Here is a 14,920-nt window from a genome sequence, read left to right on the forward strand (position 1 = left end):
CCTCCCACCTGCGGCTGGTGCGGCCGGATCAAGTCGTGCTCTCGGGGCGGGGCTTCTTCTGCCAGGGGTAGGCGGGCCGCTGTCCGGGCGGGGTGATCGCAGGACGTGTGGGCTCCTCGGCCATACGGGCTTCGGGGCTGTCGGGCCAGGTCTGTCGATCGGAGGAGGCCGCGTCCGGCGCCGGCGCTTCGGGCCAGGGAGCGTCGGGCTCCGGCTCCGTGGTCCAGTGCCGCAGGGCGCCGGCCTCGACGTCTATCTGTGCGCTCAGCGAGTCCAGGTCGTCGTCCGCGAACCGGTGGGCCCGGTCCCGTGCGGCCCAGCGCAGCGAGTCCGCCGAGTGTGTGATGCGCTCGGTGCGCTCGCGCAGTCCGGGCAGCAACGAGATGAGCGTGCGCCGGTCGGGCTCGGTCTCCAGGCGCTTGAGGTCCGCGTCCAGTTCCTGCCCGTGCACGCTGAGTCGTCCGAAGAGGCCCAGGGACTCCTTCAGGGACTCGTCCTCCGTCACGCCCGCGTGCAGCGCGTCCTGCGTGGCCCGCATCGAGGCGCGCAGCTTCAGCCGGAGCTGGGCCAGCTCGCCGAGCGGGCCGGGCTGGGCGAGTGTCTTGGCGCGCAGGGTGGTGTCCTCCACGGTGCGGCGGGCCTGCGCGATGGTGCGGTCCACACCTCGCTTGGCGGCACCGACCACCTTCACCGTGGCATACACGCCCAAACCCACGAACATCAGGAAGAGCAGGGTGATTACTGCGATCACGGCTTCCACCACGCTCCTCCTCCGGACAGGTCGCGGCAGCCACCGCGGCACTCTTCAACGGTAAACGCTACGGGCAGACCCGGAGTTCCAGAAGAACCCCGAACCTGCCCGTAGGGGACTACCCCGACAACCGCGCTCGAAAGCAGGCGACTGCCGTCCTTCCGGCTACGCCGGAACGATGTTCACCAGCTTCGGTGCCCGCACGATCACCTTGCGGATCCCCGCACCGCCCAGCGCGGCGACGACCTTCTCGTCGGCCAGTGCCACCTTCTCCAGCTCCTCGTCGGAGATCGACGGGGAGACCTCCAGGCGCGCCTTGACCTTGCCCTTGATCTGGACGACGCAGGTCACGGCCTCGTCCACGACATACGCCGGGTCGGCCACGGGGAAGTCCTGGTGGACGACCGAGTCGGTGTGGCCCAGCTTGCGCCACAGTTCCTCGGCGATGTGCGGGGCCAGCGGTGCGATCAGCAGCACCAGGGGTTCGGCGACCGTGCGCGACACGGCGCCGCCCGCCTTGGTCAGGTGGTTGTTCAGCTCGGTGACCTTGGCGATGGCGGTGTTGAAGCGCATGCCCTCCAGGTCCTGGCGTACGCCGTCGATGGCCTTGTGCAGAGCGCGCAGAGTGTCCTCGCCGGCCGCGGAGTCGACGACCGTGACCTCGCCGGAGACCTCGTCCACGACGTTGCGCCACAGCCGCTGCAGCAGCCGGTACTGGCCCACCACCGCGCGCGTGTCCCACGGCCGCGACACGTCCAGGGGGCCCATCGCCATCTCGTACAGGCGCAGCGTGTCCGCCCCGTACTCGGCGCAGATCTCGTCCGGAGTGACCGCGTTCTTCAGGGACTTGCCCATCTTGCCCAGCAGTCGGGAGACCTTTTCGCCCTGGTAGTAGTACGCCCCGTCGCGCTCCTCCACCTCGGCGGCGGGCACCGCGATACCCCGGCTGTCGCGGTACACGTAGGCCTGGATCATGCCCTGGTTGAACAGCTTGTGGAACGGTTCGGCCGAGGAGATGTGGCCCAGGTCGAACAGCACCTTCGACCAGAAGCGCGCGTACAGCAGGTGCAGTACGGCGTGTTCGGCGCCGCCGACGTACAGGTCGACGCCGCCGGTCGGCTGTCCCTCGCGCGGGCCCATCCAGTACTGCTCGATGGCCGGGTCGACCAGCTTCTGGTCGTTGTGCGGGTCCAGATAGCGCAGCTCGTACCAGCAGGAACCGGCCCAGTTGGGCATGGTGTTGGTCTCGCGTCGGTAGCGCTGCGGACCACGGCCGTCGCCCAGGTCCAGCGTGACGTCGACCCAGTCCTGGTTGCGGGACAGCGGCGTCTCGGGGGACGTGTTCGCGTCGTACGGGTCGAAGGTGCGCGGCGAGTAGTCGTCGACCTCGGGCAGTTCCAGCGGCAGCATCGACTCGGGCAGCGGGTGGGCGATGCCGTCCTCGTCGTAGACGATCGGGAAGGGCTCTCCCCAGTAGCGCTGACGGCTGAACAGCCAGTCACGCAGCCGGAAGTTGACGGTCCCCTCGCCGATGCCCCGGCCCGTCAGCCACTCGGTGATGCGTTCCTTGGCCTCGACGACGCCCAGGCCGTCCAGGGAGATTTCGTCGTTGGTGGAGTTGATGATTTTCGCGTCGTACGACCCGAAGGCGTTCTCCCACGACGTCGTGTCGGTGCCACGGCCGTCGGTCGGCTCGACGACACAGTGGATCGGCAGCTCGAAGGCGCGCGCGAACTCGAAGTCGCGCTGGTCGCCGGCCGGCACGGCCATGATCGCGCCGGTGCCGTAGCCCATCAGGACATAGTCGGCGATGAAGACCGGGACCTGTTCGCCGTTGACCGGGTTGGTCGCGTACGCGCCGATGAAGACGCCGGTCTTGTCCTTGGCCTCGGCCTGTCGCTCGACGTCCGACTTGGAGGCGGCCTGCGCGCGGTACGCGGCGACGGCCTCGGCCGGGCTCGCGTGACCGCCGGTCCACGCCTCGTGCGTGCCCTGGGGCCACGCGTCCGGGGTGAACTTCTCGACCAGCGGGTGCTCGGGCGCCAGCACCATGTAGGTCGCACCGAACAGGGTGTCCGGACGCGTGGTGAAGACGGTGATGCGCTCGCCGTCGATCGGGAAGTGGACGCGGGCGCCCTCGGAGCGGCCGATCCAGTTGCGCTGCTGCAGTTTGATGGCCTCGGGCCAGTCCAGTGCGTCCAGGTCGGCCAGCAGCCGGTCGGCGTACGCGGTGATGCGCATGTTCCACTGGCGCAGCTTGGCCTTGAAGACGGGGAAGTTGCCCCGCTCGGAACGGCCGTCGGCGGTGACTTCCTCGTTGGCCAGTACGGTGCCCAGGCCGGGGGACCAGTTGACGGGCGCGTCGGAGGCGTACGCCAGGCGGTACTCGCTCAGGATGTCGGCGCGCTCGGTGGCGGTCAGCTCGTTCCACGCGCGCGCGTGGCCGTCAGTTGCCGGTACGGCACGCTCGCCGCTCTCGAACTGGGCGACCAGCTCGGCGATCGGGCGGGCCTTGTCCGCCTCGTCGTCGTACCAGGAGTTGAAGATCTGCAGGAAGATCCACTGGGTCCACTTGTAGTAGTCCGGGTCGATCGTGGCGAACGACCGGCGCTTGTCGTGGCCCAGGCCCAGCGCACGCAGCTGGGACTTCATGTTGTTGATGGCCGCCTCGGTGGTGATCCGAGGGTGCTCGCCCGTCGACACGGCGTGCTGCTCCGCGGGCAGTCCGAAGGCGTCGAAGCCCAGGGTGTGCAGGACGTTGTGGCCCGTCATGCGCTGGTACCGGGCGGATACATCGGTGGCGATGTATCCCAGGGGGTGGCCGACGTGCAGGCCCGTACCGGAGGGGTACGGGAACATGTCCATGATGAACTTCTTGGGCTTGGCGACCAGCCCGGGGTCGCCCGCCAGGTCCCCACTCGGGTTCGGCGCCTCGTACGTCCCCTCGGCGTCCCAGAAGTCCTGCCAGCGTGCCTCGATCTCAGCGGCCAGCGCGGCCGTGTAGCGGTGCGGCGCGGCCACCTCGGAGGCGGCAGCGGTATTCGTCTCGCTCATGATCCTCAAAGCTCCATCGATCGTCTCTGCCAGCGGCTCAGGAAATGAAAAAACCCCTCGCACAGGAGGGGACGCCGCGCCGATGCCGACCACGATTCGTCAGTGGCCGGGACTGGTCAGCGCGGCTCGCTAAGCAGAAGGCGTACGGCACGCATGGCGTCAGGGTACCGCAGCGCCCGCGCGGGCCGCGACGACCTTCCGAGGACCGGCCGACACGCCGTGCCACTGCACAGAATCGTCACAAAAAATTGAACCGCGCTCAAATGTTACTTCGCGTAACGGACTCTAAGGGACAACACAAGGGCCCCAGCACCCTTAGATAACAACGCAATAACTCAAACGTCGCACTCGTAGGTATGGCTCGACTTAGAGTGCGGCTTCGGGACCGCTTCCCCGAACTGTTTGGGAGTAACCCCCATGACCCCTCTTCGCAAGAACAGCTCGCTCCCTCGACCGGGCCGATCGGCTTACGGGGCGCTGACGGCTGCCGCGCTGCTGCTCATACCCATGGTCGTGCTGGTCGGAGGTGACGGCCTGCGCGACTTCCTCAACTTCGGCGCCGGCGTGCTGTCGCTGGTCGCCCTCACCTGCTCCGTGGTGTGGGGAATCGTCGCCACCGACCGACTGTTCCTCAACACGCGCCAGCGGCTGATCGCGCAGGCCGTGCACAGGACGACCGCAGTGTCCTCGGTCGCCTTCCTCCTGTTGCACGTCTCGGTCAAGCTGGTGCTGGACCACACCACACTGTTCGCCGCGGTGGTCCCCTTCGGGCTCGGCGTCACGGGCACCAACGGTCTCATCGGCTTCGGCTCCCTGGCCGGCCTGCTCATGATCTTCACAGCCGTCACCGGCGCGCTGCGCGGCGCCTTCGCGTCCCCCGCGCCGGTCGCGGCCCGCTGGCGAGCCGTGCACATGCTGGCGTACCCGGCCTGGTGCTCGGCCCTGGTGCACGGCCTGTACGCGGGGCGTCCCGCCGCGACCTACGTCACGGTGCTGTACAGCCTCTGCCTGATCTTCGTGGCGGTCGCCCTGGCGTTGCGCTCGTCCTCCGGCCCCTTCAAGCGCGCCATCGCCGCGCGGATCCTCGCGATCCTCGGCGAGAACAACCGCACCGGGACCCGCTTCGCCCGCGAGGATCTGGAGGCATCCCGTGCCGCCGCCTCGGGCCAGTCGCAGCCGGGCTTCGCCCCCCGACGGTCTCCGCAGGACACGTACGCGCCCCCACAGCGCATGGCGTCCCCCGCGCAGCCGTACGAGGCCCCGTACGACCCGAACACGGCCACCGGAGGCAACGGCTTCGCGGCCGCCTACCGTGCCGTCTCCGGAGGCGGCACGCCCGGCACAAACGCCCCGGGACCCGACGCGACCGAGCGCTTCCAGGCGCCCATGGACATGCAGCCCACGCAGACGTTCCAGCCCGCCGACAACGGAAGCACGTCGGGCAGCTGGCCCATTCCCTCGCCGCCGCCGGTCGGTGCGGCGCCCCCCTCCGCCTACGACCCGCTCAACGACACGGGCTACAACATCCCCGTCTATGACAATTCGGCCACCAACGTGTACGGCACAAGTGATGTGTACGACACCGGTGAGTCAAACCAGGCCTACGGCACGTACAACGAAACGTACGACAGCGGTCCCACGACTGAAGTACTGCCGGGCGCCTTCGACGCTCCTGGCTCCGGTGAATCATGGAACGCCCCTTCCGGAGGCTTTAAGTGAACGAGGCCCTGCCCGACGTCCCGGAAGTCCGCGTCGTCGGACTTCCGCAGCTCACGTCGGGTTTCGACCTGGTTGAACGACTGGACCTCCCCATGCACCTCAAAGTGCACGGGCCGCTCGAACCCATGGGCGGCGAGCAACTCGCGGGCCTCGCCGAAGCGATCTCCCTGAAGGGCCGCGGCGGCGCGGGCTTCCCCTTCGCCAAAAAACTGCGCTCCGTCGCGGAATCGGCCATCAAGAAGGGCATCCGCCCCGTGGTCGTCGTCAACGGAAGCGAGGACGAGCCCGCCTGCCGCAAGGACACGGTGCTCATCAACCGTGCCCCGCACCTCATCCTGGACGGCGCGCTGCTGGCCGCCGAGGCCATGGGCGCCCGAACCCTCGTGATCGGCGTGACCCGTGAATCCACCCAGCGGTCCATGGAGGCCGCACTGGCCGAGCGCGGCCTGAGCAACCGGCGCGGATCGCCCCTCCGCGCGCGCGTGCAGCGCAATCCCGTACGCATGGTCACTGGAGCTGCCGCCTCACTGATCCGCTCCATCGACGGTGGCCCGGCCATCCCGCCCGGCCGCAAGGTCAGCGCGTCGCAGACCGGCGTCGGCGGCGCGCCCACGCTGCTGTCCAACGCCGAGACGTTCGCCCAACTGGCCATCGCCGCCCGCATCGGCCCCGACCGCTACCGCAACACCGGCCTGTACGACGAGCCCGGCACCGTCATGCTGACCGTCTCCGGCGCCGTCGCCCGCCCCATGGTGATCGAGGTCCCGACCGGCGTCCCACTGCGGTACGTGCTCCAGCTCGCGGGAGCCCCGCCCATGCCGCAGGGCGTGCTGACCGGCGGATACCACGGCAAGTGGCTGGACGCGGCGACCGTCAACGAGGCGATCGTCTCGCGCAACTCCCTGGACTCCGTGGGCGGTGCGCTCGGCGCCGGCGCGATTCTCCCGATCACCCAGCAGACCTGCCCGCTCGGGGAGTCACTGCGAGTGGCCCAGTGGCTTGCCGAGGAGAGCGCGGGGCAGTGCGGTCCCTGCTACCTCGGTCTGCCCGCCGCGGCCCGCGGCCTCGAGGACATCCTCAACGGCGGCGGCCCGGCCGCCCTGGAGGCCGTCAAGCAGGTCGCCAAGGCCGTGAAACGGCGCGGCGCGTGCTCGCACCCGGACGGCTCCGCGATGTTCATCGAGTCGACGCTCAAGGCCTTCACCGACGACCTGGCCGCGCATGTCCTCGGCAACGGCTGCGGAAGGCCTGTGGAGGGCGTTCTGCCGCTCTTCGAGGGCGGCCAGACCCCGAAGGGCATCCCGGGCGGCCAGAACCAGCTGGAGGCGGGTCCCCCCCGCCAGAAGATCTACGTCGACTGGACGCTGTGCCGCGGCCACGGCCTGTGCGCGGACATCCTTCCGGAGGTCTTCGAACTGGGCGCCGACGGCTTCCCCACCGTCGCGCAGGCATCGGTGCCCCGGTACGCGGAGGCGAAGGCCCTGCGTGCCGTACGACGCTGCCCGGCGCTGGCGCTGCGCCTGGAGGAGGACACCCGGTCCTCCGCTCCGGCGCGCAACAACCTGCCCGTGCTCTCCCAGGGGCGCGGCCGCCGGGCGCTCGGCAGCGGGCGCTGAACACGAAGAAGCGGGCCACCCGATCAGGGTGGCCCGCTTTCAACGTCTGTGGAGCTAAGGAGAATTGAACTCCTGACCTCCTGCATGCCATGCAGGCGCTCTACCAACTGAGCTATAGCCCCTCGTGGCCAAGCGGCAAAGCCGCATATTGACCGTGTCGCCCCGGTTTCCCTGGCGGCGACGCCAACATTACACGGTCCTCCGGGTGCTCCACCAAATCGTTTCCGTGCCGTACGGACAATACGGATATGCGGGATAGTGTCGGCCTTCGTGACCGTGATCGCCGTGCCCCGCATCCGCCGATTGCCCGTTGCCCTGGGCGCGTGCCTGCTGTCGTTCGCGGCCTTCTGGTGCGCGCAGCGGGCCGCGCACGTTTCCATGATCGACCTCATGGTGTACCGGGCGGAGGGCGAGACGGTCCGCGCGGGCGGCGACCTCTACGCACTGCGCACGACCGAGGCCCATCTGCCCACCACCTACCCGCCGTTCGCCGCACTGCTGTTCACCCCGCTGACGCTGCTGGACACGGCGAGCATGCGAGCCCTGGCAACGGCCGGAAATCTGGCCCTCCTTGTGGTGTTCGTGGCCCTCTCACTCCGAATCGCCGGGCACGCACGCGTGGAGAGCGTCTGGTGGATCTCGGCGGCGGCCGTGTGGTCCGAGCCGGTGTGGACGACACTGCGATACGGGCAGATCAATCTGCTGCTCGCCGTGCTGGTGCTGTGGGACCTGTCCCGGCGACCCGGGCACCGCTGGGCCGGGGTGGGTATCGGAATCGCGGCGGCGGTCAAACTGACACCCGCGCTGTTCACGGTGTTCCTGCTGGCCACCGGCCTTGTGGAGTACGCGAGGCGAGGCTCCGGAGGGCCGTGGTTACGGCACGCGCGCGGGGCGGCCGCCACGTTCGCCGGGGCGACGCTGCTGGCGGCGGCCGTCCTGCCGTACGACTCATGGCGCTTCTGGACCCGCATGATCTTCGAGGCGGGTCGCGTGGGGCTCGTCGAGGACACCGCGAACCAGTCCTTGCGCGGCGTCCTGGCCCGGCTGCTGCACACCACGGAGCCCGGCGCCTGGTGGGCCGCCACGGCAGCCGTGGCGGGCGCAGCGGGCCTCACCCTCGCCGTGGCCGCCGAACTGCGCGGGCAGCGGGCCTGGGCGGTGGTCGCGTGCGCTGTGACGGCTCTGCTGATCAGCCCGGTGTCTTGGTCGCACCACTGGGTGTGGTGCGTACCGATGCTCCTGCTCCTCGCGACAACCAGCCGGCCCGCCGCCCTCTGCACGGCGCCGGCCTTCTTCTCGTACGCACTGTGGTGGGTACCGCACGGCCCCGGCAGGCTCGAACTTCATCAGACCGGCATCGAGTTGACGCTGTCGGCACTCTACGTAGGCGCCGGTTCAGCTTTCCTGGCCCTCGTCGGGCTCAGGCTGTTGCGAACGAATAGAACCGTTTGAGGGTGCAGTGCTCGTCGAGGAGCCGGCCGTAGATCGGCTCGCCCTCCAGTTCGCGGTACGTCTCGATCGGGTCGCCTTTTATGATCAGCGCCCGCGCGCACTCCTCGCACCAGTATTGGTAGTCGTGGTTGACCGGTTCCATGTCGCGGACAATTGGCGTACCACTGCCGCACCAATCGCATTTTCGCCTGTGCGCACCCATCGATCAGCTCCAGCTGTGGCCGCAGGCCGTGCACACGTAGGAGATCCCTCCGTTGTCACCGAGAACCTGGGCGACATGGAGCGATCCGCAGGAAGGGCAGTCAAGGAGAGTGACTTTTCTGCGCGTCTGTGCCGCTTCGAGAAGATCGTCGACCTCCTCGAGGATGCTCGCAGGCATCGCTACTCCCTCCCGTCGGGCCGCGCCCCCTTCCGGCCGTTTGATTCTGCCACGGCCGGAGCAATACGGTCAGCGACGCCTGCGTACCAGTCCGGACACAGCACCCAGCGTGGCCGTCCCGGCCAGGGCATACGTGCACACGAGGAGCGCGTCCGCAGAGGTATACGCCCCGGAGGCCCCAAGTGACTCAAGCCGGTTCAGGAAGAGTGTGCCGAACGCCGCGACACCGATCAGCTGACCGAGCTGAGTGACCGTCGCGAGCAGACCGCTGGCGTCCGCCGCGTCCTCGGCCGGCACGGTGGCCAGGACCTTGGTGAGGGTGGGACTGAAGGCGAGCGCGAGGCCCGCACCCAACCCGGCGAACGCGACGTACAGCCAGAGGCCGCCGTCGCCCCCGGCCTTCAGCACCCGTCCGACGCCGACCACGGAGACGGCGGCGAGCGCGAACCCGGCCGGAATCAGGGCGCGTTGCCAGGACGCGGGCCAGTTGCGCCAGGTCAGACCGACCAGGCCGAAGACCACCGCGGTCGGCGCGAAGGTGAGTCCCGCGCGCAGCGCGCTGTAGCCGAGCCCGCCCTGGATGTGCAGCGTGAGCGTGAACAGGAAGCCCGCGTTGACCGCCATCACGGCCAGCAGCTGGAAGACCGCGAGGCCGACGCCGGGACGGCGCAGCACCCTCGGCGCGATCAGCGGTGCCCCGCCACGCCGGGCGAGCCTGGACTCGTACAGGCAGAACAGTGCGAAGCACACCGCGGCCGCGCCCAGCGAAAGCCAGGACCGCAGCGGCCAGTCCTCCTCCTGCCCCAGCACGAGCGGCACGGTACACAGCGAGACGGCGGCGGCGAGGAGGACGAGCCCCGGCAGGTCGAGGCCGCGTGAACGCTCAAGAGCCCGAGTGTCCTCCCGCGGCAGTACGCGCCTGCCGACGGCCAGGAGTGCGACGCCCACGGGCACGTTGACCAGGAATATCGGCCGCCAGCCGGTGCCGAACAGATCAGCGCTGACCAGGACGCCGCCCAGTACCTGCCCTGCGGCGGCACCGGTCGCGAGGACCGCCGCGTACGCGCCGAGCGCCCGGGTCCGCGCCTCTCCGGTGAAGTGGCGCTGGATCAGGCTGAGTACCTGCGGGATCATCGCGGCCGACCCGGCGCCCTGGACCAGCCGGAAGGCGATCAACTCGCCGGAGCCCTGGGCCAGTCCGCAGGCCAGCGACGCGGCTGTGAACAGTGCGAGCCCGGCCAGATAGACACGGCGGTGGCCCAGCCGGTCGCCCAACCGCGCTCCGGTGATCAGCAGCACGGCGTACGCGATGGTGTATCCGGCGACCACCAACTGCAGGGCGGCGCCGGACGCGTGGAGGTCGGAACCGATCGTGGGCACCGCGACGTTCACGATGAAGACGTCGAGCAGTGCCATGAACTGGGCCGCCAACACGACCGCGAGCAGCCGTCCGGGGCGATTGTCAGTGCCAGGGGCTTTACTGGTCGCAGGACTTGGACCTGCTGTGGGACCTGGTCCCACGGGGGTTGTCGTCGTCATGGCACCGAGCCTGACGACAGCCGGGTACGGGTAACGAGAGCCCGCCGATGCTGGTACTGACAGCACCTGGCAGCGGACGGGTCGAGCACGGACGATGGATGACGGGGGGATGTGACGCCGATGAACACGACACAGCGCCGCAGGCAGGGGCTGGCCGCCTTCCTGCGCGGCAGGCGGGCCCGGGTGACACCCGCCGACGTGGGCATGCCGCCGGGCTTCCGGCGCCGCACACCAGGACTGCGCCGCGAAGAGGTCGCGCAGCTCTCCGGTGTGGGCGTCACCTGGTACACCTGGCTGGAGCAGGGGCGTCCGATCAACGCGTCCGCGCAGGTCCTGGACGCGGTGGCGCGCACGCTGCGCCTCGACCAGCCGGAGCGCGAGCATCTGTACCACCTGGCCGAGGTGCCGTACGAGGCGGATCCCCAGACCGCCGCGGAAGCCGTGGGCCCGGAGGTACGGGCCATCCTCGAAGCCCTCGATCCGCACCCGGCGGTGGTCTACAACTCACGGTTCGACATCCTCGCCACCAACCCCGCCTATCGCGACGTGTTCTTCATGCCGGGAGCGCCCGAGACTCAGGCGCGCAACGCGCTGTGGTCTCTGTTCACGGTGCCCGAGGAGGACTGCCCGCTGGTGTTCCGGGCGCGCGAGCTGCCGGTGATGGTGGCAACACTGCGTTCGTCGTACGGAGTCCATGCCGGTGAACCCGTATGGGAGGACTTCATACGCAGGCTGTCGGAGGCCAGCCCGCTGTTCGACCGGCTGTGGCGTGACGGCGATGTGGAGCGGCCTGGTCCGCGGGTGAAGACGTTCCGGCACAGGGCGGTCGGTGAGATGCGGATGACATCCGTCTCTCTGTCGATCAACGGCATGCCCGAGTGCCGGATCGTGGTCCACCAGCCGGACGACGAGGAGACGCACCTGCGGACGGCCCGGCTCAGGGACCTACGGGCGGCACCGACAGCTGTCCAGAAATGACGGCAACGAAAAATCCCGCCCCCTGATGGGGACGGGATCCTTCACCACTGATCTTTGACAACTCAAAAGAGTTGATCTGTGGAGCTAAGGAGAATTGAACTCCTGACCTCCTGCATGCCATGCAGGCGCTCTACCAACTGAGCTATAGCCCCGTATGTTCTTCCCGCCCGGCGGGGCGAACAAGAAGAACTTTAGCCTGCGACCAGCCGGAAAGTGAAATCCGGTCCCGACGGGTCTGCGGGACCGGAGACCGGCCTGCCGTGGCCGCTCAGTCGTCGTCTCCGAGCACCGGTTCCGGCAGCGTGCCGGCGTTGTGCTCCAGGAGGCGCCAGCCCCGGGCGCCCTCCCCGAGGACGGACCAGCAGCAGTTGGAGAGGCCGCCGAGGCTCTCCCAGTGCTGGGACTCCAGACCGAGAAGGCGACCGATGGTGGTCCGGATCGTGCCGCCGTGGCTGACGACCACGAGGGTGCCTTCGTCGGGGAGTTTTTCGGCGTGCCGCAGCACCACGGGGGCGGCGCGGTCGGCGACCTCGCTCTCCAGTTCGCCTCCGCCGCGGCGCACGGACTCACCGCGCTTCCAGGCGTCGTACTCCTCGCCGTGCCGGGCGATGATCTCGTCGTGCGTCAGCCCCTGCCAGACGCCCGCGTAGGTCTCGCGCAGGGCCTCGTCGTGGGTGACGTCGAGGCCGGTGAGCACGGAGAGCTCGGCGGCCGTGTCGGCGGCGCGCTTGAGGTCCGAGGCGACGATCGCGTCGGGCTTCAGCGAGGCGAGCAGCCGGGCGGCGCGGCGGGCCTGACCGACGCCGATCTCGGTCAGCTCGACGTTCGTGGTGCCCTGGAAACGCCGCTCCACGTTCCAGGACGTCTGGCCGTGCCGCCAGAGGATGACGCGGCGGCCCCGGCCGGGCTTCTTCCCGGCCTCGGCACCCGCGGCGCTCACCGCAGCTCTCCGAGCTCGGCGACGTCCTCCACATCCTGGTGCCTGGCGTGCTCTGCGCCCTTGCCTCGGGTCGCCTTGGCGTCGGCGGGCAGGTCGAGCTCCGGGCAGTCCTTCCACAGCCGCTCCAGAGCGTAGAAGACACGCTCCTCGCTGTGCTGCACATGCACCACGATGTCGACGTAGTCGAGCAGTACCCAGCGGGCCTCGCGGTCGCCCTCGCGGCGCACCGGCTTGGTGCCGAGCTCCTTGTTCAGCCGCTCTTCGATCTCGTCGACGATCGACTTGACCTGGCGGTCGTTGGGCGCGGACGCCAGCAGGAAGGCGTCGGTGATGGAGAGTACGTCGCTGACGTCGTACGCGATGATGTCGTGCGCGAGCTTGTCGGCAGCCGCCTGTGCGGCGGTCTTGATGAGCTCGATGGAGCGGTCCGTGGCGGTCACTACGCGGCTTTCCGTCGGCGGTCAGTAATGAGTCAAGGGTCTCACGGACAGCCGACGACACCCCACGTGTTTCTCCGACCGTGCTCCGACCTGGCTCCGGGCACCCCGGGGAGGGCCGTCGCCCGCCCCCGGACGGACCTTTGTCGGCCGTCCCCGGGGCGGGCGCTCCACAGACGCTCCGCACTCCGTCCCCCAACCCACAACCCACAACCCGCCTACGACGACGAGGGCTCGTAATCCTGGCCAAGGACCACGGACACGTCCGCGTTGGAGGTGACCGTGCCCTTCTTGACCGAGCTGGTGGGCAGGCCCAAGGTCTTGGCGACCTCGACGGCGTTGTCCTTCTGGGCGTCGTCCGCGTACGTGATCTGGGACACGCTCTGGGCGGCCGCCGCCGTACCGGAGTCCAGGAAGGTGTAGCCGCCGTTGACCAGGACGACACGAGCCTTCTCGGTGGTGTCCTTGTCGCCGGTGGCGTTCTTGATGCCGACGCGGACGGCGGCACCCTCCTCGGGGCTCTTCACGGTGCCTCCGAGCACGTCCTTGACGACGCTGTCGGTGGCCTCCTCGCTCAGGGTGCCGTCCTGCTGCACGGGCAGCAGCGCCGTCTTGTAGTCGCCGCTCTTGGCGTCGTCGGCGAGCTTCGCGAGGAAGGCGCCCAGGTCCTTGTCGGTCAGCGACGGGTCGAGGATCTGCGCCAGGCTCTGCACGGTGGTCGTGGCGGCCTCCGGGTCGGAGGACAGCTTGCGCAGCACGCCCTGCATGACCTGCCCGAACCGTTCCAGCTGGGCTGTCTGCGACTCGCCGGAGGCCTTGTAGGTGGCGTAGGCGACCGCCATCTTGCCGCTGAGGGACTGGTCCGCACCCTTCTTCACGAGGGGCGCCTCGCCCGCCTTCTCCGAACCGGGGTCCGGCACCTCGGCGTTGGTGTCGACCTCGATGCTGCCGACGAGCTCGACGAGGTTGTTGAGGTACGGGGTGTCGAGGCGCCAGGTGCCCTCGATGTCGGTGCCGAGCACCGTGTCGATGGCGTCCAGGGTCCCGGCCGAACCGTCGTCGTCGACGGACTTGGCGAGCGTGGTCGTGCTGCCGTCATCGCTGGTCAGGGCAAGGGAGTTGGGCAGTAGGACGGAGGTGCCCTGCTTGATGGTGGTGTTGTTGACGAGCAGCACGGTGGAGGTGCCGCTGCCACTGGTGTTGTGCAGGTGGACGACGATCACATCGCGCTTCTGGGCGGCCACGGACGTGGCGGTGCCGGTTTTTGCGCTCGTCGACGACAGCCCGGGGAGCTTGCCCGCGTACCAGAGGTAGCCGACGCCACCGGTGGCGACCAGGGCGAGCGCCACGACCAGGCCTATGATCCGGCCGCGGGTGCGACGCTTGGCCTCCTCGCGGCGTTCGGTGCGGTTCTCGGTGAACTTCAGCCAGTCGATGACGTCTTCGGACTCGGCTTCCTGCTCCTCGACAAAGGCGAACTGCTCGGTGCGGTAGTCCCGGTCGGCCCGGGGTTCACTCTGCTCCGCGGGACCTGCCTGCTGCGGGATGTACGCGGTCTGCTCGGCAACCCGGGGCTGCTGACCGGTACTTGAGGTCTGCCCGGCCTGACCGGTTTGCCCAGCCCGCCCGACCTGCCCGGCCTGACCCGTCTGAGCCATCCGACCCGTCTGACCGGCTTCCCCGACCTGCCCGTACGGGTCGTACGCCGTCGACGTCTCGCTGGCCCCGGGTGCGCCGGCGCCGTACGGATCGTAGGAGTCGGGCGAGTTGTAGGTGGGGACAGACGGCTGTTGGCCGGTGTCATGGGACGACACCTGTTGCTGCTGACCGGTGTCATACGGCGACACTGGCGGCTGCTGGCCCGTCGCGTACGGGTCATAGCCGTAGCCGGCGCCGGCCTGCGGCTGCTGCTGTCCGTAGGTGTCGTCGTAGCCCTGCTGCTGGGGCTGCTGGGGCGACACCTGCCGGTACACAGGCTGCCCGAACTCGTCGTAACCGACGAGCTCGTACTGGTCGCCGCCCGCGTACCCGTCGTATCGGTCGTTCACCGGTGCC

Annotated in this window: 11 protein-coding genes and 2 tRNA genes; 4 read left to right on the plus strand and 9 right to left on the minus strand. The window is 69.2% G+C overall.

The window, feature by feature from the left end; genetic code table 11:
- Positions 1-28: 28 nt before the first annotated feature.
- Positions 29-760: a hypothetical protein gene (locus ACIPC1_RS03940; protein WP_402512977.1), complete on the minus strand. Its 732-nt coding sequence runs from the start codon at positions 758-760 to the stop codon at positions 29-31.
- A gap of 156 nt (positions 761-916) precedes the next feature.
- A complete protein-coding gene (gene leuS, locus ACIPC1_RS03945) occupies positions 917-3,805 on the minus strand; it encodes a leucine--tRNA ligase (RefSeq protein WP_402512978.1) in 2,889 nt (962 codons plus the stop codon).
- Positions 3,806-4,222: 417 nt separating this feature from the next.
- Here leuS and ACIPC1_RS03950 point away from each other — a divergent pair, with 417 nt between their 5' ends.
- Both ACIPC1_RS03950 and ACIPC1_RS03955 read left to right on the plus strand, forming a co-directional pair.
- On the plus strand, positions 4,223-5,524 hold the full coding sequence (locus ACIPC1_RS03950; RefSeq protein ID WP_402512980.1) for a cytochrome b/b6 domain-containing protein: 1,302 nt from the start codon (positions 4,223-4,225) through the stop codon (positions 5,522-5,524).
- Positions 5,521-7,140 carry an NADH-ubiquinone oxidoreductase-F iron-sulfur binding region domain-containing protein gene (locus ACIPC1_RS03955; protein ID WP_402512982.1) on the plus strand — a complete coding sequence of 540 codons (1,620 nt, stop codon included), beginning with the start codon at positions 5,521-5,523 and terminating at the stop codon, positions 7,138-7,140. Before ACIPC1_RS03950 ends, ACIPC1_RS03955 begins: the two co-directional genes overlap by 4 nt.
- Before the next feature lie 49 nt (positions 7,141-7,189).
- Here the strand turns inward: ACIPC1_RS03955 and ACIPC1_RS03960 are convergent.
- A tRNA-Ala gene (locus ACIPC1_RS03960) sits at positions 7,190-7,262 on the minus strand.
- Positions 7,263-7,410: 148 nt separating this feature from the next.
- Between ACIPC1_RS03960 and ACIPC1_RS03965 the strand changes: the two genes are divergently transcribed.
- Positions 7,411-8,592, plus strand: coding sequence for a glycosyltransferase 87 family protein (locus ACIPC1_RS03965; protein ID WP_402512983.1), 1,182 nt, complete (start codon positions 7,411-7,413; stop codon positions 8,590-8,592).
- On the opposite strand, the gene ACIPC1_RS03970 is transcribed toward ACIPC1_RS03965, so the two are convergent.
- Positions 8,561-8,794: a hypothetical protein gene (locus ACIPC1_RS03970; RefSeq protein ID WP_010986886.1), complete on the minus strand. Its 234-nt coding sequence runs from the start codon at positions 8,792-8,794 to the stop codon at positions 8,561-8,563. The two genes, ACIPC1_RS03965 and ACIPC1_RS03970, sit on opposite strands and share 32 nt — an antisense overlap.
- 246 nt (positions 8,795-9,040) lie before the next feature.
- Positions 9,041-10,405: an MFS transporter gene (locus ACIPC1_RS03975; RefSeq protein ID WP_402512985.1), complete on the minus strand. Its 1,365-nt coding sequence runs from the start codon at positions 10,403-10,405 to the stop codon at positions 9,041-9,043.
- Positions 10,406-10,630: 225 nt separating this feature from the next.
- Here ACIPC1_RS03975 and ACIPC1_RS03980 point away from each other — a divergent pair, with 225 nt between their 5' ends.
- On the plus strand, positions 10,631-11,488 hold the full coding sequence (locus ACIPC1_RS03980; RefSeq protein WP_402512986.1) for a helix-turn-helix transcriptional regulator: 858 nt from the start codon (positions 10,631-10,633) through the stop codon (positions 11,486-11,488).
- 79 nt (positions 11,489-11,567) lie between these two features.
- Here ACIPC1_RS03980 and ACIPC1_RS03985 read toward each other — a convergent pair.
- The 4 genes from ACIPC1_RS03985 to ACIPC1_RS04000 form a co-directional block, all read right to left on the minus strand.
- Positions 11,568-11,640 (minus strand) — tRNA-Ala (locus ACIPC1_RS03985).
- Positions 11,641-11,756: 116 nt separating this feature from the next.
- Positions 11,757-12,428 carry a histidine phosphatase family protein gene (locus ACIPC1_RS03990; RefSeq protein ID WP_402512987.1) on the minus strand — a complete coding sequence of 224 codons (672 nt, stop codon included), beginning with the start codon at positions 12,426-12,428 and terminating at the stop codon, positions 11,757-11,759.
- The gene (gene rsfS / locus ACIPC1_RS03995; protein ID WP_402512988.1) at positions 12,425-12,868 is read right to left on the minus strand and encodes a ribosome silencing factor; all 444 of its coding nucleotides are present in this window, start codon (positions 12,866-12,868) and stop codon (positions 12,425-12,427) included. The genes ACIPC1_RS03990 and rsfS overlap by 4 nt, the downstream gene beginning before the upstream one ends.
- Before the next feature lie 215 nt (positions 12,869-13,083).
- Positions 13,084-14,913 carry a LytR C-terminal domain-containing protein gene (locus ACIPC1_RS04000; RefSeq protein ID WP_402512989.1) on the minus strand — a complete coding sequence of 610 codons (1,830 nt, stop codon included), beginning with the start codon at positions 14,911-14,913 and terminating at the stop codon, positions 13,084-13,086.
- Positions 14,914-14,920 lie beyond the last annotated feature (7 nt).

The sequence above is a fragment of the Streptomyces sp. NPDC087263 genome, from assembly GCF_044744645.1.
GTDB lineage: Bacteria > Actinomycetota > Actinomycetes > Streptomycetales > Streptomycetaceae > Streptomyces.